Origin of the sequence: Hydrogenovibrio marinus (assembly GCF_013340845.1) — a bacterium.
GTDB lineage: Bacteria > Pseudomonadota > Gammaproteobacteria > Thiomicrospirales > Thiomicrospiraceae > Hydrogenovibrio > Hydrogenovibrio marinus.
In genome coordinates, this window is the sequence record NZ_AP020335.1 from 876,921 (window position 1) to 899,558 (window position 22,638).

Here is a 22,638-nt window from a genome sequence, read left to right on the forward strand (position 1 = left end):
ATTATTTATCTCCTTTCTTTTGAGCCGCTTTTACAGCACTTATCGCTGCATGAGCGACTACTGCTGCACCGACAACACCGATGGCGGTTTTACCAATATCGTCTGCCGTTGCTTCAATGCCAAATGCGTTCATCTCTGTATCGCGTGAGTAGAAGGATCCTTTGTCCCAGAACCCATCTTCAGAACAGCCGATACAGCCATGACCAGATTGAATCGGGAAGGAAGTTCCTCCATTCCAACGGACGGTTGAGCAGGCGTTATAAGTTGTTGGGCCTTTGCATCCAACTTTGTATAAACAGTAACCTTTACGAGCACCTTCGTCATCCCACTCTTCTACAAATTGACCGGCATCAAAGTGAGGGCGGCGGTAGCATTTATCATGAATACGTTGTGAGTAGAACATTTTAGGACGACCTTGTCGGTCCAGCTCAGGGATGCGATCAAAGGTTAGCATATAGGTAATGACGCCAGTCATGACTTCAGCAATTGGAGGACACCCAGGCACTTTGATAATCGGTTTGTCATACCCGCCGCCAAGAAATTTATGTACTGGCGTGGCCTGCGTAGGGTTTGGTTTTGCTGCCTGTACGCATCCCCATGACGCGCAAGAACCCCATGAAATGATAGCTTTTGCATCATCGGCCATGCGTTTTAATTGTTCGGAAAAAGGGCGGCCACCGATAATGCAGGACATTCCATCCTGATTAAGCGGAGGGTTCCCTTCTACCGCAAGAATATAGTTTCCTTTATATTTTTCTTTAATTTCATCAAGAATCGCTTCCGCTGCATGTCCAGAGGCTGCCATGAGGGTGTCGTCATAATCCAGAGAGATCATGGATAACACTACGTCTTTTGCTAGTGGGTGAGCAGAACGAATAAAGGATTCTGAACAACACGTACATTCCAAACCATGCAACCAGATAACAGGCGTGCGAGGCTTTGTTTCCATCGCATGAGCAATTTTGTTCGCATAAGCAGGACTAAGCCCTAATGCAGCCGCAGTAAGGCTACAGTATTTCAAAAAGCTGCGACGCGTAATTCCTTGGCGCCGCATGACTTCATAGAACGTTTCAACTTGAGATGACATAGCAATCCTCGTTTTTATTTTTTAACTTGAAATAGATTAAGTACTAAAAAGGGCGTAAGCCAAAGTGCATGTACTTATGTTCTTGTTGCTCTAAGCGCGCCTAGTGCCAAGTTGATAAAAATACATATATTTCAATAGGTAATGGTGATTTTTTAAGATTCCATTTCTTGTTTTTTGAAAACAAACTTTTCGTATATTTATTTTTTCGAAAACAAAGTTTCCGTTTTTTTTTGAAAGAGCTATAAGTTTTTTGAAATGGCCATAAGTTTTTTTGATTTTTTTAATTGAAGGAAAAGAGTACTATTTTAAAAAAAACGGAAACTTAATTATCTATTTGGAATGAAAATGAAAACTTTAGTTTTAGGTATCGGTAATTTACTATGGGCCGATGAAGGATTTGGTATTCGCTGTATTGAGTATATGGATGCGGAGTATTCTTTTGATGACTCTGTTGAGCTAATGGATGGTGGTACTCAGGGGATATATTTAGCTCACCATGTTCAGGAGGCTGATAATCTGATTATTTTTGATGCAATTGATTACGGTATGTATCCAGGAGAAAAGCGTGTTATTCGTAATGATGCTATTCCGAATTTTATGGGCTGTAAGAAAATGAGTTTACATCAGACGGGGTTTCAAGAAGTTTTGTCTACAGCAAAGTTAATGGGGAGGTATCCGAGCCAACTTGCATTGATTGGTGTTCAACCCCGATTATTAGATGATTTTGGCGGTTCGTTAACGCCTGAGGTTGATGAGCAGATAGTTCCTTGTGTGGAGATTGCGCTGCGCTTTTTAAAAAAATGGGGAGTGGAATATGAGCATAGAGGTAAGAAGGGAAGTGAAGAAGGTCTTGTTGCAAAGGAATTGAATAAAGCTAAGTATGAAAGTGAGCGCCCACCGGAATGGATAGCAAGAAGAGTTGGTGATGAAAGAGTGCTGGCTGACAAGAATTACAGTCTGCGTGATACCCCTCTTTATGAGGGAATTAGTAATGTTAAGTCTGTTCCTGTAGATGGTCGTAAATTATTTGAAAGGAATGAGTGATGTGCATAGGTGTTCCCATGGAGATTTTGTCCTGCAATGATTTGATTGCTCATTGTTGCAATGAAGAAGAAGGACGAGAGCAGGAGGTGGACATGTCGCTGGTCGGCAATCAGTTGATGGGTACTTGGGTGTTGGTGTTTCAGGGGGTAGCAAGAGAGGTGATTGAAACAGATGTTTTGGATCAAGTTCTACGAGCAAGAAGAGCGATGGCTGCTGCACTCGAAGGTGGGGATGTGGATGTCTTCTTTGCTGATTTGATTAACAGGGAGCCCGAGTTACCAGATTTCTTAAAAGATGAAGCAGGAGAAAAAAATGTCAAGAACATTAATTAATAAAATTATCGAAGATCAGGCGTTGGTGCGTTTGAACTTGGAGAATTACCGCGACTTTGTCGACTCAAAACCGGTTAGTATGGTTGCCTTCATTGGTGATCCAAAACGTTACCAAGAAGCAAATGATTTAATCGTTGTTGTTCCAGAGTTGGCCAAGGCATTTTGTGGTGTTTTTTCTGTTGGAGTAGTTGATGAAGAAAGTGAAAGTAGGTTAGCACAAGAATATGGAATTACGATGTGGCCGGCTTTGGTTTTCTTAAAGAGCGGAAGATATGTTGACATGATAACTAGAATTCAGGATTGGTCTGATTATATGGAAGATATTCCGAAAATTTTGGATAAGTCGCCAACGTTTGCACCTTCAATTGGTATTGGTATAGAGGTTAAATGAGATGTCAGATTATAGAGAGTTAAGCATTCCGGTATCTGTTGTCGGTCCGGGGAGTCAGCCAGATAGCGAAGATGGCATGGTTCTGGATTATATGCCGATGCCAAATGATATGAGCGTGTTTCATGCGCCAGTGATAATGGATGATAGTTTGCATAATTATCCTCAGGCTGAAAAAGTGATTGAAGAAGTCATAGTTTCTCTAAAGAACGTTGCAGAAACAGGTGAGCAAGTGTTGCTAGATCTGGGAAGTTTGACGAGAGAAAATCTTGATTTTATTAACCGATTTTTTGGAGAAGGAGAGGTTTGCATAATTTGTAATCCTCGATCTGACGAGTATAGGATTCAGGAAACCGTTCTAGCTGGTGTTTGGCGTATAGCTGGTAGACATGCGGGCCAACCATTTCAAGCAATTGAAATTGGTTGGGTGCCTGAAATTGTTTCAAAATATACATTTGAGGATGCGGAAAGCTCTATAAGTCTCCCAGATACTCTTCCGGAAGGTATTATCAATGCCCCATCTTTGCTAGCAGAATTGAATGAGAAATCTAAAGAATACTCTCTTGGAGATGCTGCTCATGTTGTCAATCTAACCCTTTTGCCACAATCACCAGAAGATTTAGAGTTTTTGGTGAGCGCTCTAGGTGAGGGGCCAGTTGTTTTCTTGAGTCGAGGTTATGGAAGTTGTCGAGTCACTTCGACTAGATTGAAGAATGTTTGGTGGGTTCAGTATTTCAATTCTGAAGACAAGTTGATCCTGAATACGCTTGAAGTCATTGATGTACCAATTGTTACACAAGCCTCTCTGGATGATATAGAAGACGGTTACGATCGAATTGTTGAAATGTTGGAGTCAGTCCGTGTCACGCAATAGCGAGAAAGGGTTTGAAGGTTCCTATTTGGGAGATAATTCTCAGATTGATGAGAATACCAAAATGGAGTGCAAAATTTGTTGGTATGTTTATGATCCGGCAATCGGTGATGACTTCTGGCAAGTTCTACCAGGAACAGCGTTTGCGCATTTGCCTTCCGAATGGCGCTGCCCTAATTGCGACGGTGATAAAGAACAATTTATGGTTATTACTAATGAGAGTTCTTAATGGTTAAAGCTCAAAACCAGGCAAAAACTGTCCCTCAAACAATTCACACGGCATCTACAAATACCTTTGACGTAAAACAATGGGTGAAAAACGTTGAATGCTATTTTGAGAAGGTGTATCAGGTAAGTATGAAAGATCTTCCGATTGTGAACCGGAATTTGGCAGTCCGTGTTGTTAACGTTAAAGAAATTCGTGCCAATACGTTTATTGGGTCTATAGTGTCGCCTTGGTTTGTTAATCTGATTTTTAAGGTTGTTGATGAACAAGGGGTGGATTGTCATCATCAATTGTATGGGGTTGGGGTAGGAGAGAGCCTTCATCTCAAGTTTCCTTCTGGGAAATACGAATTTATTGTTAATTATGAGGCAGATATTGGTTATTTTTATACCTGTTCTTTGGTTTCTGATACCACAGTGATTGAAAATCAGGAGGTTGCTTTATCTTTAGCCGATCATTGTTTTAGGCTTGTGTTTGACTCTGCCGCTAAGGAGTTAGATTTGTTTAAGCCACAAACAGAGAAAGATAAGCAAGGTATTCGGAAGGTTGGACGTAATGTTAAACCTATTGGCGAAAATAAGCCTTCTGCAATTTCTCGACGTAAGTTGTTTGGTTTGAATACATCGCTTGACGATGCAAAAGATAGTCCCTAATGCAGGGTTCAGTTGATATCCAGAAAGTACCCTTAAGTGTAAGGTCGAGGCGGCCTTTCCGTTTGCAGGAAATGTGTGTAGATAAGAAGCCGCAGTTAGTAATTCAATTTGTCGGCCTGGCTTACCAATTATGCGGCCAAGCACAGACTTTTGCTTCGAAACTGGCATTATTGCCTTTGGAATCTCTGCCTTTAGTGGATCTGCAAGAGGCGGTAACTATTGAAATTCTGAGGGAGCATTATTTAACGCTGGTGCAATTACTGAGTCAATTGCAACTGTGCAATGCTGTCGAAGCTGGTCACCTATTGCAAGGTGTTGGACAATGGAAGAATAAGTTTGAAAATGGAGTTTTGTTAATTGATCCGATTGCTGATTCTTACAAGCAATTAGGTTTAGACCTGAGTAGACTTTCTTGTGCGATGGTGATGCCAGGCTCTTTGGCTGAAAAAATGATGGAATTTTTACTGACGATGGAAGAGAGCTCTGGTTCTCGTGAGACCTTGGAGTTGCCTTCTGGTTTGCATTGTTCACTGAATAATGAGGGGCGTAACGGGTTGATTGATATTGAATGTTGTGATTGGAAACGTTGGGTCGAATTTCCGGTTAATCATGGAAAGGTTTATGAAAATAGTGTCCTTTCGAGGGTTGAGATTCATAGTGAATGGGAGAATTTCAGAACTGGTTTGCCATTGGTTGACCGAGTTCGTGCCAAGTGGTTGGATTCTGCCGTATTTTGGCAATCTCTCGGTAGTGATAAAAAAGAATGTAACCCGCCTGTTTTTGGTGTAAATCAATCTGGAACTATCTGTCAGAGTTGGGTTGAGACTGCCCGAGGGCGTCTTTACCACTTGGCACATGTAGAGTCGGATAGAGTAATGGATTATGCAATTTGTGCACCGACAGAATGGAATTTTCATCCTGAAGGAGTAGCTAAAAAGTTATTGAAAGGACTTTCAAATCAGGTCTCCGACAGTGTGCGTTGGGCAGAGTGTGCATCCTTGTACGCTCAAGTGATAGATCCCTGCGTTCCGGTTAGATTCGTTGTGTAAGTGTAAAAGAGTATAGGTACAGGGGGTAATTGTGCATGAGATGTCTATTTGCGAAGGCGTTGTTCTTTCTTTGGAAAGCGAAGCGCAGAAACAGAATTTTCAGAAAGTAAAAAAAGTTTGGCTTACAGTGGGAATATTTTCCGGCGTTGAAATCGATGCACTTCGTTTTGGTTGGGATGTTGTGACTCGTAATTCGATCGCCGATGGTGCCGAATTGGTTGTGCTCGAAGAGCAGGGGCAGGCTTGGTGTATGGGATGTTCCAAGCATGTTCAGATAGAAAACCGTTATGATGATTGTCCTGCCTGCGGTAGCCACCGACTGCAAGTTACCGGCGGGGAAATACTGAGTATTAAAGAGATAGAGGTAGAGTAAATATGTGTACAGTTTGCGGCTGCGGAGAAGGTGAAGTCTCCATTGAGGGCGCCCACGCCCATGCTCATAGTCATGATCACGGCGATAACCAGGAACATCAGCATGGTGAAAATGGCGATCTGCATTACGGACAGGGGCCGGCGCATGCTCACGCTCCAGGGATGACTCAGAGCAGAATGATCGAGATTGAACAGAATATTTTGTCGAAAAACGACGAATATGCTCACGAGAACCGACATACTTTCGGACATAAAGGGTTGTTTGTTTTAAACCTGGTTTCTAGTCCAGGATCAGGTAAGACGACTTTGTTGACACAAACCGTCGAACATTTGAAGAATAAATTACCAGTCGCCGTGATTGAAGGCGATCAGCAAACAGCTAACGATGCCGACCGAATTAGAGCTACAGGAGTGCCTGCGATTCAGGTCAATACCGGAAAAGGCTGTCACTTGGACGCCCATATGGTTGGGCATGCAGTTTCTCACCTTGATGTAGAAGATTACGGTGTCCTGTTTATCGAAAATGTCGGCAATCTGGTTTGCCCATCGGCATTTGACCTTGGAGAAGATCATAAAGTGGCGATTCTTTCGGTGACTGAAGGGGAGGATAAGCCGATCAAATATCCGGATATGTTTGCGGCTGCAGATTTGATGGTACTCAATAAGGTCGATTTACTGCCTTATTTGGAGTTTGATGTTGATGCCTGCATCAAGTACGCGCAAAGAGTAAACCCGAATATTGAAGTACTGTTGGTTTCGGCGAAAAGTGGGGAAGGAATGTCTGAGTGGCTGAACTGGCTAGTCACACGCCGAAACAACAAGCTCAGTCAGTTTGTCGAACGCATGCAGTCTCAGGTTAAAGCGGTCGAGTCTGCACTGGATGTCAGCCTATGATTTTGGAAAAGCCAAGTGTTCTAGTTGTTGATGACGACGAAAAATCAGTCGCCACTTTGAAGCGGACCTTGCGTAAGGATTTTAAGGTTTATACCGCCTTGTCGGCCGAAGAGGCCGAAGAAATCCTGCGTTTTGAATATATTCAGGTTCTGGTGTGTGACCATCGAATGCCGAAAGAGACTGGAGTGTCGTTTTTAATCCGAGTCAAAGAGCAATGGCCGGATGTCATTCGAGTATTGCTTTCTGGCTATTCCAGTCTGGAAGACACTATTCGTGGTGTGAATGAAGCTGGCATTTATCAATATATAGAAAAGCCGTGGCAGCCGGAGCAGTTGATCCATACTTTAATGAATGCGGTAGAACTGTTCGAGCTACAGCGTGAAAACCGTCTGCTGTCGGTGGAGTTGAAAGTTGCACCGAGTGCGCTTGAAAAAGAAGTCAAGCAGAAGAAAGAACAGTTAAAGAAAACCTATGATTGTGACGAAATCGTACGTACGCCAGATGGTTTGCTAGATAAGGTAATTCAACGGGTGTGTCAGATTTCTTCGTTCGATTTTCCGGTTCTGATTGCCGGTGAATCCGGGACGGGAAAAGAGCTGTTTGCCAGAGCGATTCACTATAACTCAGCGCGATCGGATGGCCCTTTTTTGGCTGAAAACTGTGGAGCTTTGCCGGATCAGCTGTTAGAGAGCGAATTATTCGGCTATAAAAAAGGCGCGTTTACCGGAGCCTATATGGATCACGTCGGTCTGTTAGAGCAGGTCAGTGGTGGGACTCTGTTTCTGGACGAGATCGGTGAAATTTCCCAGTCGTTTCAGGTCAAGTTGTTGAGAGTGCTACAGGAAGGCGAAATTCGTCCGCTGGGACACTCCAAACCACGAAAGGTTGATGTTCGTATTGTGGCAGCGACTAACCGTAATCTGGAAGAAGAAGTCAAAGCCGGTCGTTTCCGTGAGGATTTGTTTTATCGCCTAGTCGGTTATGTCGTTCAACTGCCTTCTCTGCATGAACGTACAGAAGATATTCCGTTGCTAGCAAATGCCTTCTTGAAGCATCTTTGCGAGCAATATGCCCGCCCGTTCAGTGGTTTTACCGATGAAATGATGCAATGCTTGATGGATTATCGTTGGCCGGGCAACATTCGTGAATTGCAGAACGAGATTGGACGCAGCTTTATGATGACGCCGCAGGGTGAACCTTTGCGTGCGGAGTTCTGTTCGTCGCGTGTTTTGCGCGCCGCTCCGGAAGATATGGAAATGGAATTGGAGTGGGTGTCCGGCGTCAACGGTTCTCTGAAAGAAAAAGTGGCGCAGATCGAAGAGCAGATCATTCGCGAGGCATTGATCCGCTTGCGTTGGAACAAAACCAAAGTGGCAGAGGAGCTTGGTTTATCCCGCGTTGGGTTACGTCAAAAAATGGAACGCTTCAGTATTACCGAAAACCTTGGTAGTGGAGTGAACAGTGAAAAGGTCGGATAAACATCAATGAAGATGTCATTCGATCGGACAGTCAGAACCCGTAAATAGCAAACAGAAGAAGGGTGGAGGAGTTGAGATGTGTTTAGGAATTCCCGGACAAGTGATTGAAATAACAGATGCGGAACGTCAGTTAGCGATGGTTGAAGTTTCCGGTGTCAGGCGAGAAGTGAATGTTGCCTGTGTGGTCGAACCCGGTTCACCGGTAGACAGTTGTATTGGATACTGGGTTCTGGTTCATGTCGGATTCGCCATGAGCCGGATTGACGAGGAAGAGGCGGGCAAAACGCTGGCGATTCTCAAAGAGCTTGGCGAAGTTGACGAAGAATTGGATGCTATGAAAGAGAGTGAGCAGTCTCTTCGTCAGACGCCTCCGGAGGAGAAAAGTCATGCAGGATAAATCAACCAACAGCATCCTCAGCGGATTTTATCCCTTTGCCGGGGATAAAGTGTCAGTGCCGACTGAGACTTCTGACGAAAGGGACTCGGCGCCTTTTGGCCTCTCCGACGAAACACTTATCGCTTCGGTCCAACAGAAAGTCCAAGAGAGTGTTCAGGTTAAACTTGCCTACTTTAAATCGCAGGAAAGCAAACTGTTGATGGCCGCCAAATGCATTGCCGATGTTTACCGGCATGGCAGCAAAATGTTCTCAATGGGGAATGGTGGGTCCAGTTGCGATGCCTCGCATCTTGCCGTGGAATTTCTGCATCCGGTCACGGCAGGCAGGCCGGCGCTTCCGGCTATCAACTTGGGAGCGGATTCAACCATGATTACTGCTGCAAGCAACGATCTGGGATTTAACAATGCCTTTGTCAGACAATTAATTGCACAGGCAAGAAGCGGTGATGTTCTTGTTGGATTTTCCACCAGTGGCTGTTCCGAAAACTTAATGCAGGCCTTTGCTAAAGCGAAAGAGCTGAAACTGCATACCATTGGTTTTGCCGGAATGGATGGTGGTGATATGGCAAAAAGTACGGATGTGGATATTTGCTTGATCGTCGAAAGTATGAGCATCCACCGAATTCAGGAAAGCCATCTGACGACATACCACATTTTATGGGATATGGTTCATTCGCTTCTGGCCGATGACCGCAAAAAACAGGTTGGGAAATAAGATGAAATATGTCGATGAATTCCGTAATGGCAAGCAGGCGATGGCGATCGCCAAAAAAATCGCCGAACAGGTTAAGACACTGAATGTTTCCAAGCAGCGCCCGTTACAATTTATGGAAGTGTGTGGAGGCCATACGCACTCGATCTTCCGTTACGGTCTGGCACAATTTTTACCCGAAGAAATCGAATTTATTCACGGGCCAGGCTGTCCTGTGTGTGTGTTGCCGATGGGAGTTGTTGACGATTGCATTTCTATTGCCGAGCGGCCAGACGTGATTTTCACGACCTTCGGTGATGCTATGCGGGTGCCTGGTTCAAAAAAAAGTCTGCTACAGGCAAAAGCTGAAGGACACGATGTCAGAATGGTATATTCGCCGCTGGATGCCCTGCAGATTGCGAAACAGAATCCGGAGCGTGAAGTGGTCTTCTTTGGTTTAGGGTTTGAAACCACTATGCCAAGCACCGCTTTGACGCTTCAGCAGGCAGCACAAGAGCATGTAAAAAATTTCTCCTTGTTCTGTAATCATATTACTATTATTCCGACGATTAAGGCGATGCTAGATTCACCTGATATGCGTTTGGATGGTTTTTTGGGACCAGGACACGTCAGTATGGTGATAGGCTCTCAGCCTTATGAATTTATTTCCAGAGATTACAACAGACCATTGGTAATTGCAGGATTTGAACCGTTAGACATTCTTCAGTCTGTTTATATGCTAGTTAAACAGCTCGTTGACGGTCGTTGCGAAGTAGAAAATCAGTATGAACGCATCGTTCCGAAAACGGGGAATCAAGTCGCTTTGCACTCGATTGGGGATGTGTTCGAACTTCGAGAGTTTTTTGAATGGCGTGGTATGGGATCGATTGACCACTCCGGGGTGCGCATACGTGAGAAATATGCTGATTTTGACGCCGAACGTAAGTTCGCCATGCCGAGACTGAAAATTGCCGATCCGGATGCAGCGCAATGCGGTGAAGTCGTTACAGGAGTTATCAAGCCGGAACAGTGCAAGTTGTTCGGTAAATCATGTACACCACAAACCCCCATCGGTGCATTGATGGTTTCGACCGAAGGCGCCTGTGCAGCCCATTACCATTACGGACAAATTGAAATTCCTATTTCCCAGGTTGTAAATCGATGAAAGTTATAGAAACCCTTAAACAGCAGTTAGTCGAAAGCTTTGGTGATCAGGTGATTACTTTGGCTCACGGTAGTGGTGGTAAAGCCATGCAACAGTTAATTGATCAGGTGATTCTGCCGTTTTTCGGTAAGCCATCAGATTCACCGCTGGAAGATCAGGCCAGACTGCCGCTTCCGCAAAGCGGCCGTCTTTGTATGACCACGGATTCGTATGTGGTGACGCCGATTCGCTTTCCCGGTAGCAGTATCGGGCATCTGGCCATCAACGGAACAGTGAACGATCTAGCCGTATCCGGCGCCCAGCCACTGTATTTGAGCTGTGGTCTGATCATCGAAGAAGGTTTGGCGTTTGCGGAGCTGATTGAGATTTTAGCGGACATGGCCGTTGCGGCTCAAGTAGCCGATGTACGGATTGTAACTGGTGATACCAAAGTTGTGGATAGAGGTAGCTGTGACAAGCTGTTTATCAATACTGCCGGAATCGGTGTACTTGAAGTCGGACTTGACTCAGGGATCACTCATATTAAGATCGGGGACAAGATTCTGATTAACGGTGACATCGGAGATCACGGCGTAGCCATTCTAGCCGCACGGGGAGAGTTGGCATTAGAAACAACTATTACATCTGATTGTGCAGCTTTGACTAGCTTAATTCAATTATTGCTTTCGGAAGGCATTCCGATACATGCGATGAGGGATGTGACCCGCGGTGGCCTGGCAACGGTGTTGAACGAATATGCTCAGGGAGCCGGAGTTGGCATTCTTATTGACGAAGGGCAAATTCCGATTAAACCGGAAGTTCGCGGTGTGTGTGAAGTGCTTGGTTTGGACCCTTTATATCTCGCTAACGAGGGCAAGGTCGCACTGGTTATTCCAGCCGATTCTGCTGAACAGGCGTTGCAATTGATGCGTACTCATCCGGCAGGCATGAATTCGGCGATGGTTGCCGAAGTGGTTGCCGATCACCGAGAACGGGTGGTTATGCAGTCTGATTTCGGAGGCAAGCGAGTGGTCGATATGTTGGTCGGTGAGCAGCTTCCGAGAATCTGTTAAATCCGGTCTGTCCAGACTGGTTCGATTACCCTTCAGGTTGAAACCTGTTTAAAAAGAGAGGCTGAGCATGGAATTCGGTTTATTGGTTATTTTTTATTATGGCATTTTGCACGCATTTGGCCCTGATCACCTGATGGCGATAGCTGATTTTTCGATTGGGCAAAACCGACGAAAAACACTTTTTTATACGATTGGGTTTGCAGTTGCCCATGGCTTAACTTTATTTGTGTTTGCAAAAATTCTTCAACATATACATATTCCTGCAGAGATTCTTGCTTATGGTGATGCGATTGCTTCGTCAGTGCTTATAGGGGTTGGTGCGTATCTGCTGTTTCTGGTTTTTAGCAGACGTATTCAACTGCATCAGCACCAGCATAATGGGGTGACCCATACGCATATCTGGTTTGGGCGCACTCATTCTCATAATGTTTCAGGACGGCGTGTTGAACAAAAAACGCGATTAACTTCGGTTGTTACGCTGGGTACCTTGATGGGAATTGGGGGCATTAGAGGAATGTTAATAACATTGGCAGCGATTTCAGGACACTCCGTCTCTTTATTGATGGTAGCGAGCTTCTCACTGGGAGTTATGTCTATATTTCTGCTTTTTGGAGTGTTGATTGCGTTTGTAAATGAAAATTTGTTGACCACCAAACGCAATATTAACGCAGCGTTTTCTGTTGCTGGATTGGGTTCAATTCTGGTTGGTAGTCATGCATTGTTTTTTTAAATTAGGAGCTTTGTAGAGCATGCCTTTTACAAAAAATAAAAAAGGTGCTTTGCCGGATAACGATCAGTGCTGGTATCAGTCACATGCTGAAATTGGGGTAGCCCAATTATTACGACTTCTTTATGTAGATGTACGCGTTCATTATTGACTAGCGAGAATAGTTAAATGCGATTTTGATTGCGGGGGTGGGTTACGCTTCGAAGTAATGAAGGCTGAATTAGAGGTATTTTATCTACGAGATAGTCACGATCATGATATTGACTATTACTACACTTCACGACTTTCGTCTGCTGAGCTAGCACAAGTCGTAGATGATATACATTTTCATCCAGTTGAACCAAGAACATTACGCTTTAAAGTCAGTTACCTATTTAAGAAATTGAGCTTAATTTAAACCCTTTATCTATATTATTTAATTATTTAGGTAAAAGGGTTTTTGCGTTCTGAAACGCTAAAGTTATATCTTAATTATATAAAAAATTAAGGGAGGTGAAATAGGGTGAGTTGTGCAGTTTCTTCAATGGGAATAGATGAGGTTCAAGCCGACTTAGTCAGGCGTTTTACGCATTTTAGTCGCGCCAAAGATCGCTATCGCTATTTGATTGATATGGGTAAGCAGTTGCAAAATTTGAACACTTCTTTTTTAACAGAAGAGAATCGAATTCATGGCTGCCAGTCGCAAGTCTGGATTCATATAGAAAATAAGAACGGCTTACTTTTTATAAAAGCAAAAAGCGATGCTGCAATTGTTTCCGGGCTAATTGTGTTACTACTCAAAATTTACAATGGTCGATCTCCCGAGGAAATCGTACATACCTCGCTAGACTTTTTGGCTAGAACAGGATTATTACAAGAGCTTTCTCCAAATCGTTCGACTGGGCTATATCACATGATAAAGCGTATCAGAGATGAGGCTAAAATGTATTTATCTATCTGATATTTATACTATATCAGTTTCTTGTCCTCGACCGGATAATACCTGTTTCTTTTTCTTTAATACCATTTATATCTTTCTTGAAAAGTAATTTTTTATAATCGAAATCTGTCAATTTAGGTCAAATAAAACCACTAGTAGTAAGTAAAGTTAAAATATATATCTCGCTATTTTTTTAATGCTTTTATATCTTAAAATTAGATTTATAAATCAATATATATCATTTTATTTAATGTTAAATATACAGTAATCTGTGTCACTTCAAACTGGAACAATTATTATTTTTAGGATACACAAGTTATGTCAGATTATACGGACCCGGCTTTATTGCTATTTGAGCCGCACGAGAGAGACGGAATTGAAAAACTGGTGAATGGTGCTTCTCCTTTCAAACTGGCATGGTTAAGCGGTTATTTGGCTGCCAGAGGATGGGATGGCTTCAAGCAGGAAATTTTGCCTTCTACGGCGGCTGCAAAATCGCCAGTTTCCAACATAAAACCAGTAAGAATCCTATTTGCCTCGCAAACCGGGAACGCTCAAAGTTTGGCGGAGCAGCTGCATAAAAGCTTGTGTCAGGCTGGCTTGGCAGCGGAATTGACAAACATATCCGATTTTAAACCGGGCCTGTTGAAAGAAGAGAGCAGGCTGGTGCTGATCACATCTACTCAGGGCGAAGGCGAACCGCCGGAATCGGCGGAAAGCTTCTTCAAACTTCTGTCCGGCAAACGTGCGCCGGATTTAAAGCATCTGTCTTTTGCAGTATTGGGTCTTGGAGACCGTTCTTACGAATTCTTTTGCCAGGCTGCGATTGATGCCGATCGACGCTTTTCCGAGCTCGGTGGCAAGGCGTTTTTGCCTGTTCAGGCGCTGGATGTCGACTATGAACAAGAGGCAAATTCCTGGAGCGAGCAACTGGTGAGCGTTTTGAAGGCGCAACAGCCAGAGGAATCTTCCTGTGCGATAGCTTCGGATTGGAATGTCCCTAGTTCAGAGTACGGCAAACAGACGCCATTCAAGGCGCAGTTGCTGGTGAATCAGGCTATTACGGCACCGGGTTCCATCAAGGATATTCGCCACTATGAAATTTCTTTAGAGGATTCCGGAATTCAGTATCAGCCGGGTGATGTTCTGGGGGTTTATTTTCGGAACAATGCGGCTTCGGTGGATGATCTGTTGAAAATCCTCTCTTTGAAAGGAACGGAAACGGTGCAACTTGATGGAGAGGTGGTCGAACTGCGACACGCATTACTTGAAAAGTTCGAACTGACACAGAGTTACCCGAATTTTGCCAAGGCCTACGCCGAACACCCCAATCATACGCAAGGGATAAACCTGTTACGGGAGACCGTTGCGGACGCCTCAGCTTTGAGAGCTTATCTGGCAGAACGGCAGATTTATGACATTGTTGCCGAATTCCCGTGCAGGCTGGAGGCTCAGGATTTGGCGGACATGTTGCGTAAGCAGCAAGCGCGCTTTTACTCAATTGCTTCGGCGCAGTCGGAAGTCGGCGAAGAAGTGCACTTGACGGTCCGTACCGTGGAATATGATGCTTTCGGCAGCACGCATTACGGCGGCGCCAGCGGTTGCCTCGCCTCTCTCAAGGAGGGCGACGACATTCGCGTGTTTGTTCAGCCTTCGGAATTCAAATTACCGCAAGACCCTCAAACACCGGTGATTATGATCGGTCCAGGAACCGGTATCGCTCCTTTCCGCAGCTTTTTGCAGCATCGCGAGCAGACCGGAGCTCAGGGGGAAAACTGGCTGTTTTTCGGCAATAGCCGTTTTTGCGAGGATTTTCTCTATCAGCAGGAGTGGCAGGAATGGCTGCGCAGCGGGCTGCTAACTCGAATGAATACCGCTTTCAGCAGAGATCAAGCGGCGCGGATTTATGTTCAGCATCGCTTGAAAGAAGAAGGCAAAACATTTTTCGAATGGCTGCAGCGCGGAGCTTTTGTCTATGTGTGTGGCGATGCTTCGCGCATGGCAAAGGATGTCCATCAAGCTCTGATTGATGTGATTGCCGAACATGGAAACCGCAGCCAGGAAGAGGCCGAGGCTTACCTTGACCAGTTAAAACAGGAAAAACGCTACCAGAAGGACGTGTATTGATGACTCAATTAAGCGATAACGAACGTATCAAAAGCGAATCGAATTATTTGCGCGGCACAATTGCCGAGGCGCTGAACAGTCAAGTGACGGGAGCCTTTTCGGAAGACGATCAGCAGTTGATCAAGTTTCATGGTTTCTATCAGCAGGATGATCGAGATCTGCGTAAGGATCGCAAAGAACGCAAGCTGGAGCCGCTTTATTCGGCCATGCTGCGAGTGCGGATTCCCGGCGGAATCGTTTCCCCGAGTCAGTGGTTGGCGGCCAATGAACTGGCGCTGAAGTTGACCGAAAGCGGTACCTTGCGTCTGACGACACGCCAGACGTTCCAATATCACGGTATTTTAAAACGTAATATCAAGCCGTTGATTCAGGGGCTGGACAAGATCATGCTGGATTCTATCGCTGCCTGCGGCGACGTGAATCGTCAGGTTTTGTGCAATCCGAACCCTGTTGAGTCGCGTCTGCATCACGAAGCTTATGCCTATGCTGTGCAGATTTCCGAGCATTTGCTGCCGTCGACTCGGGCCTATTATCAGATCTGGATGGATGAACCGAATCCTTCCGGCGCCGAAGACCAGGAACCGATCTATGGAAAAACGTATCTGCCGCGCAAGTTCAAGATTGCCGTTGCGGTTCCACCGCACAATGACGTCGATGTGCATGCCAACGATCTGAGTTTTGTGGCGATTGCCGAACAAGGCGAGTTGATCGGTTTCAATGTCCTTGTTGGCGGCGGCATGGGCAGCACGCATGGCGATAAGCAAACCTATCCGCGCATGGCTTCGAATCTCGGTTTTATCCTCAAGGAACAGGTGCTGGACGTCGCGACGGCAGTGGTTACGGCGCAGCGTGATCACGGTAATCGCGGTGAACGGCGTTTTGCCCGCCTGAAATATACCGTTGACCGTCTGGGAGTGGAAGTTTTCAGGCAAGAGGTTGAAAGCCGTTGCGGAGTGGTATTTGCAGAAGGTCGTCCTTACGAATTCACCCAGCATACCGATCGTTTCGGGTGGGTTGACGGGATGGATGGTTTGCGGCATTTGACGCTGTTCATACCAAACGGACGGATTAAGGACGGCGAACCTGGCCGCTTGCAAACAGGCCTAGCTGAAATTGCCAAAATTCATCAGGGGGATTTCCGGATCACCGCCAGTCAGAATTTGATTGTTGCCGGGGTGCCGAAAGCCGAGTGCGCGCGTATCGAAGCGATTGCCCGCGAATATGGGTTGCTTAAGGATGGGCTTGCGCCTCAGCATCTGCATTCCATGGCATGTGTTGCTTTGCCGACCTGTACGCTGGCAATGGCCGAAGCTGAGCGCTATCTGGGAAGTTTCGTCGAGAAGTTCGTCACACTGCAGCGAAAACACCAACTTGAATCTAAACCAATCGTTCTGCGCATCACAGGTTGCCCTAATGGTTGCGCCCGCCCATTTCTGGCAGAAATTGCTCTGGTCGGTAAGGCACTAGGGCGTTACAACCTGTATCTGGGCGGTGATGGTAAAGGAACCCGTTTGAATAAGCTGTACCGGGAAAATATCACCGAAGAGCAGATTTTGACGCTGCTTGACGCATTGCTCGGAGCCTATGCGGCGGAAAGGATGAACGATGAAGCATTTGGTGATTTTGTGATTCGTGCGGGGCACATCAAGGCCACGCTCGAAGGACGTGATTTTCACGACCATCTGTCTTAAGGAACCGATGATGGACTATTTGCCGATTTTTGTTGATTTGAAACGCCAGCCGGTATTAGTGGTTGGCGGGGGCGACGTGGCCTTGCGAAAAATTCGTTTATTACGTCAGGCGGGAGCGCAGATCAATCTGGTTGCACCACAATTGTGTCCCGATCTGGAAATCCTCTGTTCCGAAAATGAATTACTGTGGTTTCAGGGAGGTTTTCATCCCGATCAGCTTGCAGGCATGCGCCTGGTGATCGCTGCTACGGATCAGAAAAGCGTCAATCTGCAGGTCTTTCATGCTGCCGAATTACAGGGAGTTCCGGTGAATGTGGTGGACGATGCCGAACTGTGTCGTTTTATTTTACCGGCAATCATCGATCGCAGTCCATTGATGCTGGCGGTTTCCAGCGGAGGCCATGCTCCGGTGCTGGCTCGTCAGACTCGTGAGCAACTTGAGCGGATATTACCGCAAAGTCTGTCTGGACTCGGTCGCTTGGCGCAGCATAACCGAAGCCGAGTGAAATCGGCTTTGCCGGATGTCGGGCAACGTCGGGCTTTTTGGGAACAGACGTTTCGGGGCGAGATCGCTCGTCGAGTGGAAAACAACGATCAGGAGGGCGCACAGAAGCTTTTGGATCACAAACTGCAGGTATTTGCAGAGGATCGAGGTTGTGTCTCACTGGTTGGCGCTGGGCCGGGTGATCCTGAGCTGCTGACTATTAAGGCTCTGCAGGTGATGCAGCAAGCGGATGTGATTGTCCATGACGGCCTGGTTTCAGCGGAGATTCTTGAGCTGGCACGCCGTGATGCCGAGCGTATCAGCGTGGCCAAAAAGGCCGGCTGTCATTCGATGTCTCAGGAAGAAATCAACCAGTTATTGATTCATCTGGCGCAGCAAGGATTATCGGTCTGCCGTCTGAAGGGCGGTGATCCGTTCATTTTCGGGCGCGGTGGTGAGGAATGTGAGGCTTTAAAAGCGGTTGGTATCGATTATCGGATTGTCCCGGGAATCAGTGCAGCGGTTGGATGCGCCGCTTATGCAGGTATTCCGCTGACACATCGCGATTATTCCCGGACGGTTCAGCTGGTAACCGGGCATTGCAAGCCGGGCGGCGAAATGTCGGATTGGCGCGCTTTGGCTCAGTCCGGACAGACGCTGGTGATCTATATGGGACTGATTCGAAGTTCGGAAATTCGTGATGGGCTCCTGCAGTTCGGTCGTGAAAGGCAGACGCCGGTGGCGATTATCGAAAACGGCACTTTGCCGCAACAGAGGGTGGTGCTGACCTGTTTGGAAGAACTGACCCGTACGGTTGAAGCGGAACAGATCAAGAGCCCGGCTTTGCTGATTGTCGGCGAGGTGTGTGCGCTGGCGGAAAAGCTCGCTTGGTGGGGCACATCGCATGAATTAAACAAGGATATAGAAAATGACGCATTTAGAACAGCTTGAAGCAGAAAGCATTCATATTTTGAGAGAAGTCGCCGCGGAGTTTAAAAAACCGGTGATGTTGTATTCGATCGGCAAAGATTCTTCGGTTTTGCTGCACCTGGCCCGCAAAGCATTTTATCCCGGATGCATTCCGTTTCCGTTATTGCATGTCGATACGGACTGGAAGTTTCGGGAGATGATAGAGTTTCGTGATCGACAGGCTGAAAAACACGGTTTTGATTTGTTGATTTATCAAAATCAGCAAGGGTTAGAAATCGGCATAAATCCGTTTGTTCACGGCAGTTCTAAGCATACCGATCTGATGAAAACCCAGGCATTGAAACAGGCTTTGTCGCTGCATGGTTTTGATGCGGCGATCGGCGGAGCCCGTCGAGATGAAGAGAAGTCGAGAGCCAAGGAACGTATTTATTCGTTTCGTGATCGTCACCATCGCTGGGAACCGAAGGCACAACGTCCGGAATTGTGGAATATCTACAACGCAGCGCTCGATGAAGGGGAAAGCATTCGCGCGTTTCCTTTGTCCAACTGGACCGAGTTGGACATCTGGCTGTATATCTTGCAAGAACAGATTGAACTGGTTCCTTTGTATTTTGCCAAACCGCGTCCTGTGCTGCGTCGAGACGGCATGTGGATTATGCGTGACGATGAACGCATGCCATTGCAGGCAGGCGAAGAACCGGAAGAAAAATGGGTTCGATTCCGTACTCTAGGCTGTTATCCACTAACTGGAGCTATAGAGTCGCGGGCGATGACTTTGGAAGACGTGGTGGCGGAAACGGTGGGAGCCACGACTTCGGAACGGCAGGGACGGGCGATTGATCAGGATCAATCTGGAATGGAACAGAAAAAGCGGGAGGGCTATTTCTAATGAGTGAATCACAGGCAATCGATATTCGGAACTATCTGCAACAGCATCGCAGTAAATCGCTGATGCGCTTACTTATTTGCGGAAGTGTTGATGACGGAAAAAGCACGCTTCTTGGCCGTTTGCTGTTTGACAGCCATCAGCTGTATGAAGATCAGCTGCAGGGACTTCATCACGATGTGAAGGGTAAAAATGCTGAAGGCGATCTGGAGCTGGCGATGCTGGTTGACGGACTGCAGGCCGAACGTGAACAAGGGATTACCATCGACGTTGCATACCGTTTTTTTTCAACCGACAAACGTAAATTCATCATTGCCGATACGCCGGGACACGAGCAGTACACTCGAAACATGGTGACGGGCGCTTCAACCGCAGAAGCGGCGATTTTATTGGTGGATGCGCGCTATGGCGTGCAGAGCCAAACCCGCCGTCATGCTTTTATCTGCCATGCTCTGGGTATCCGAAACTGGATTGTCGCCATTAATAAAATGGATTTGGTGAACTACGACGAGCAGGTGTTCGATGCAATTCAAAGAGAACTGGAGACAATCAGCCAGACGCTGGGAGGCGTCAGTAGCTATTCGATTCCGGTATCGGCATTGAAAGGCGAGAATACGCTGGAAAAAGGCGACAAAATGCCCTGGTATCAAGGTGAAGCGCTTTTACCATATCTGGAAAATCTTTCGGTCGAGGCTGTGTCAGAGCCGGCACCGAACCGTTTCAGCGTGCAATGGGTGAATCGACCGAATGCTGATTTTCGCGGGTACAGCGGTACGGTTCAATCCGGTTGTCTGCAATTTGGCCAGGCGGTGAAAATCTATCCGGGGGAGCAGCGTTCGCGCATCAAACGTCTGGTGACTTTCGATGGTGATCTCGACGTTGCGGAAGCCGGTCAGGCGGTTACTGTCGTTTTACAGGATGAACGGGATATCAGTCGCGGAGACTGGATCATTCCGGAAACGGAAGAGGTCGGGTTTTCAAACTGCTTTGATGCGCATCTGGTCTGGTTTGACGAGCAGAGAATGCAGGAAGGGCAGAGTTTTTATATTAAGTTTGCCGCTCGTCAGACCGAGGCTTGCGTAAGCAAAGTCGACCACAAGATCGATATCAATCGATATGAAAGAGAACCGGCGTCGGGATTACAGATGAATGAAATCGGTCTGGTTTCTATCGAATTGGCCGAATCCACCTTGCTGGATTGTTATCGGAAAGGCATCGGCGCTTTTATTTTGATCGACCGCTTCAGCAATGCGACGGTTGCCGCGGGGATGATTCGCGAAATTCGGCAGAAAAAGCAGCAGCAGTTTTCCGATTTTGAACTGGAACTGAATGCTCTTATGCGCAAGCATTTCCCGCATTGGCATATTCGTGACCTGCCGAGATCGGCGGGTGAATCCGATGATTGAGTGGCAGGCAGGACTGACTCTTGGCATGGTTATTCTGGTGTTACTCGCCATGGCCGTGACGAATATTGCCGCCGATGTATTGATGATGTTTGCGTTGTGCGTGCTTCTAGTCAGCGGAATTCTGAGCCCGGTGGAAGCCTTTGCAGGGTTCGCTAACCCCGGAGTGATGACAATCGCATTGCTGTACGTGGTTGCCGCGGGCTTAAGAGAAACCGGTGCCGTTTACTGGCTCGGACACTGGCTGTTGGGGCGTCCTGCTACCCAGCGCGGAGCCATTGGCAATATGATTGTTCCGATCGCTGGTCTGAGCGGGTTGATGAATAACACCACCATAGTATCGATTTTCATTCCGGTGATTCAGCAGTGGGCGGTCAGATTGCGTATTTCTCCTTCTCAATTGTTAATGCCCTTGAGTTTTCTGGCGATTATGGGCGGCAGCCTGACGCTGATCGGAACCAGTACCAATCTGGTTGTGGTCGGATTGTTGCAGGCCGACAAACATTTTTCTCTGGGGATGTTTGACATTGCTTGGGTCGGATTGCCGACCTTGGTGATTGGCAGTCTGTTTTTGTGGCTCTTTTCCGGCAAGCTTTTGCCCAAGCGCAAAAATCCGATCGCCATGCCTGCGGATGCAAGGCTTTATCAAGTTCGGGTTGAAATATTGCCGTCGGCGCCCTGCATTGGGAAGCCTCTGGCTTCGACCGATTTGAAGCATTTGCAGCATGGAAAGTGGCAGGGCATTCAACGTAACAGAGAGTGGATTTCCGAAGATCCGGAACAGGTGATTCTACAGGCAGGTGATGTTTTATGGCTGAAAGGTCACCCGCTTGCGAGTCAGAGATTGCGCCAATATCCCGGGCTGAAACTGCTTGGCGAAGCACCGACGTCGCTTTCGGCGCCGCATACCAGTTTGATCGAGGTGATTCTGAGTTCCGATTTTCCGGGATTGGGTGAACCCTTGAAAATGCTGAAATTCTGGGAGCGGTACCAGGCTCGGGTTTTGGCGATTTCCCGGGGAGGCAATCACCTGACTCAGGAACTGGATGAAGTGAAATTGACGCTGGGGGATGCCATGCTACTGGAAGCCGGGCCGAGTTTTGTCGAACAGTATCGTTTCCGTAAGGATTTCCTCCTGGTCAGTACTCTGGCCGACGAGCCGCCGCCGAACTTTCGCAAAGCTCCGTGGGCGATGAGTATTTTGTTTTTGATGCTCTTGTTGACGGCATTTGCATTTGTACCGATGTTGGAGGCTGCGCTTCTGGCTGCTGGAGCAATGCTTGCCAGCGGTTGCGTGAACATTGTCAAAGCGCGTCGCTACGTGGATTTGATGACGTTGATTACGATTGCCGCGTCTTTCGCCCTGGCGTCGGCGATGTCGAAAACCGGCGTCAGCCATTGGCTGGTTGAATCGTTGCTAGGGATGGTTGGAACAGCGCCGTTGCTGGCGTTGATTCTTATCTATATGATCACGGCTCTTCTGACCGAGCTTGTGACCAACAACGCGGCGGCAGTATTGATGTTTTCGGTGTCAACGGAGCTGGCCGGTCAGCTGGGAGTGAGTTTTCTGCCTTTTGTGGTTGCCGTCATGATGGCGGCTTCGGCGAGCTTTCTGACGCCGATCGGCTATCAGACCAATCTGATGGTGGCAGGTCCTGGAGGTTACCGGTTAGTGGATTTTCTGCGTCTGGGTATTCCACTGAATTTAATTTGTGCAACCGTGTCGCTGGCGGTCATTCCGCTAGTTTGGCCATTTTAACAGGGAGTTTGAA

The 22,638-nt window shown here is 46.9% G+C and carries 23 protein-coding genes; 22 read left to right on the forward strand and 1 reads right to left on the reverse strand.

All coding sequences use genetic code 11. The features are described 5' to 3' along the window. Position 1 precedes the first annotated feature (1 nt). Positions 2 to 1,087: a hydrogenase small subunit gene (locus HVMH_RS04010; RefSeq protein ID WP_029908158.1), complete on the reverse strand. Its 1,086-nt coding sequence runs from the start codon at positions 1,085 to 1,087 to the stop codon at positions 2 to 4. Positions 1,088 to 1,432: 345 nt separating this feature from the next. On the opposite strand from HVMH_RS04010, the gene HVMH_RS04015 reads away from it, so the two are divergent. The 22 genes from HVMH_RS04015 to HVMH_RS04120 all read left to right on the forward strand — a co-directional run bounded on the left by HVMH_RS04015 (position 1,433) and on the right by HVMH_RS04120 (position 22,625). Further along, positions 1,433 to 2,131, forward strand: coding sequence for a HyaD/HybD family hydrogenase maturation endopeptidase (locus HVMH_RS04015; RefSeq protein ID WP_035628762.1), 699 nt, complete (start codon positions 1,433 to 1,435; stop codon positions 2,129 to 2,131). After that, a complete protein-coding gene (locus tag HVMH_RS04020) occupies positions 2,131 to 2,463 on the forward strand; it encodes a HypC/HybG/HupF family hydrogenase formation chaperone (protein ID WP_029908166.1) in 333 nt (110 codons plus the stop codon). The genes HVMH_RS04015 and HVMH_RS04020 overlap by 1 nt, the downstream gene beginning before the upstream one ends. Further along, a complete protein-coding gene (locus HVMH_RS04025; RefSeq protein ID WP_029908168.1) occupies positions 2,444 to 2,854 on the forward strand; it encodes a thioredoxin domain-containing protein in 411 nt (136 codons plus the stop codon). Before HVMH_RS04020 ends, HVMH_RS04025 begins: the two co-directional genes overlap by 20 nt. A 1-nt stretch (position 2,855) precedes the next feature. Then, positions 2,856 to 3,725: a hydrogenase expression/formation protein gene (locus HVMH_RS04030; protein ID WP_035628763.1), complete on the forward strand. Its 870-nt coding sequence runs from the start codon at positions 2,856 to 2,858 to the stop codon at positions 3,723 to 3,725. Beyond that, positions 3,712 to 3,951: a rubredoxin gene (locus HVMH_RS04035; protein WP_029908173.1), complete on the forward strand. Its 240-nt coding sequence runs from the start codon at positions 3,712 to 3,714 to the stop codon at positions 3,949 to 3,951. Before HVMH_RS04030 ends, HVMH_RS04035 begins: the two co-directional genes overlap by 14 nt. Continuing rightward, a complete protein-coding gene (gene hybE, locus HVMH_RS04040) occupies positions 3,951 to 4,601 on the forward strand; it encodes a [NiFe]-hydrogenase assembly chaperone HybE (protein WP_029908175.1) in 651 nt (216 codons plus the stop codon). Before HVMH_RS04035 ends, hybE begins: the two co-directional genes overlap by 1 nt. A gap of 71 nt (positions 4,602 to 4,672) precedes the next feature. After that, positions 4,673 to 5,650 carry a hypothetical protein gene (locus HVMH_RS04045; protein WP_029908177.1) on the forward strand — a complete coding sequence of 326 codons (978 nt, stop codon included), beginning with the start codon at positions 4,673 to 4,675 and terminating at the stop codon, positions 5,648 to 5,650. Positions 5,651 to 5,690: 40 nt separating this feature from the next. After that, a complete protein-coding gene (hypA, locus tag HVMH_RS04050) occupies positions 5,691 to 6,023 on the forward strand; it encodes a hydrogenase maturation nickel metallochaperone HypA (protein ID WP_029908179.1) in 333 nt (110 codons plus the stop codon). A gap of 2 nt (positions 6,024 to 6,025) precedes the next feature. Next, positions 6,026 to 6,916 carry a hydrogenase nickel incorporation protein HypB gene (gene hypB / locus HVMH_RS04055; protein ID WP_029908180.1) on the forward strand — a complete coding sequence of 297 codons (891 nt, stop codon included), beginning with the start codon at positions 6,026 to 6,028 and terminating at the stop codon, positions 6,914 to 6,916. Further along, positions 6,913 to 8,394 carry a sigma-54-dependent transcriptional regulator gene (locus HVMH_RS04060; protein ID WP_029908182.1) on the forward strand — a complete coding sequence of 494 codons (1,482 nt, stop codon included), beginning with the start codon at positions 6,913 to 6,915 and terminating at the stop codon, positions 8,392 to 8,394. The genes hypB and HVMH_RS04060 overlap by 4 nt, the downstream gene beginning before the upstream one ends. 76 nt (positions 8,395 to 8,470) lie before the next feature. After that, positions 8,471 to 8,791, forward strand: coding sequence for a HypC/HybG/HupF family hydrogenase formation chaperone (locus HVMH_RS04065; RefSeq protein ID WP_029908184.1), 321 nt, complete (start codon positions 8,471 to 8,473; stop codon positions 8,789 to 8,791). Then, positions 8,781 to 9,506, forward strand: a complete 726-nt coding sequence (locus HVMH_RS04070) for a D-sedoheptulose-7-phosphate isomerase (RefSeq protein ID WP_081822666.1) — start codon at positions 8,781 to 8,783, stop codon at positions 9,504 to 9,506. Before HVMH_RS04065 ends, HVMH_RS04070 begins: the two co-directional genes overlap by 11 nt. A gap of 1 nt (position 9,507) precedes the next feature. Continuing rightward, a complete protein-coding gene (hypD, locus tag HVMH_RS04075; protein WP_029908188.1) occupies positions 9,508 to 10,647 on the forward strand; it encodes a hydrogenase formation protein HypD in 1,140 nt (379 codons plus the stop codon). Next, positions 10,644 to 11,699: a hydrogenase expression/formation protein HypE gene (gene hypE / locus HVMH_RS04080; RefSeq protein ID WP_029908190.1), complete on the forward strand. Its 1,056-nt coding sequence runs from the start codon at positions 10,644 to 10,646 to the stop codon at positions 11,697 to 11,699. The genes hypD and hypE overlap by 4 nt, the downstream gene beginning before the upstream one ends. A gap of 67 nt (positions 11,700 to 11,766) precedes the next feature. Then, a complete protein-coding gene (locus tag HVMH_RS04085) occupies positions 11,767 to 12,429 on the forward strand; it encodes a hypothetical protein (RefSeq protein ID WP_029908192.1) in 663 nt (220 codons plus the stop codon). Positions 12,430 to 12,928: 499 nt separating this feature from the next. After that, the gene (locus HVMH_RS04090; protein WP_232087812.1) at positions 12,929 to 13,366 is read left to right on the forward strand and encodes a SufE family protein; all 438 of its coding nucleotides are present in this window, start codon (positions 12,929 to 12,931) and stop codon (positions 13,364 to 13,366) included. A gap of 297 nt (positions 13,367 to 13,663) precedes the next feature. After that, positions 13,664 to 15,472 (forward strand): assimilatory sulfite reductase (NADPH) flavoprotein subunit, encoded by a 1,809-nt coding sequence (locus HVMH_RS04095; RefSeq protein ID WP_051622908.1) that lies wholly within the window; start codon positions 13,664 to 13,666, stop codon positions 15,470 to 15,472. Beyond that, on the forward strand, positions 15,472 to 17,163 hold the full coding sequence (gene cysI / locus HVMH_RS04100) for an assimilatory sulfite reductase (NADPH) hemoprotein subunit (protein ID WP_029908195.1): 1,692 nt from the start codon (positions 15,472 to 15,474) through the stop codon (positions 17,161 to 17,163). Before HVMH_RS04095 ends, cysI begins: the two co-directional genes overlap by 1 nt. A gap of 7 nt (positions 17,164 to 17,170) precedes the next feature. Beyond that, on the forward strand, positions 17,171 to 18,598 hold the full coding sequence (cysG, locus tag HVMH_RS04105) for a siroheme synthase CysG (RefSeq protein ID WP_202904104.1): 1,428 nt from the start codon (positions 17,171 to 17,173) through the stop codon (positions 18,596 to 18,598). Then, on the forward strand, positions 18,576 to 19,466 hold the full coding sequence (gene cysD, locus HVMH_RS04110) for a sulfate adenylyltransferase subunit CysD (protein WP_029908197.1): 891 nt from the start codon (positions 18,576 to 18,578) through the stop codon (positions 19,464 to 19,466). Before cysG ends, cysD begins: the two co-directional genes overlap by 23 nt. After that, positions 19,466 to 20,869: a sulfate adenylyltransferase subunit CysN gene (gene cysN / locus HVMH_RS04115; RefSeq protein WP_029908199.1), complete on the forward strand. Its 1,404-nt coding sequence runs from the start codon at positions 19,466 to 19,468 to the stop codon at positions 20,867 to 20,869. The genes cysD and cysN overlap by 1 nt, the downstream gene beginning before the upstream one ends. Continuing rightward, the gene (locus HVMH_RS04120) at positions 20,862 to 22,625 is read left to right on the forward strand and encodes an SLC13 family permease (RefSeq protein ID WP_232087813.1); all 1,764 of its coding nucleotides are present in this window, start codon (positions 20,862 to 20,864) and stop codon (positions 22,623 to 22,625) included. Before cysN ends, HVMH_RS04120 begins: the two co-directional genes overlap by 8 nt. Positions 22,626 to 22,638 lie beyond the last annotated feature (13 nt).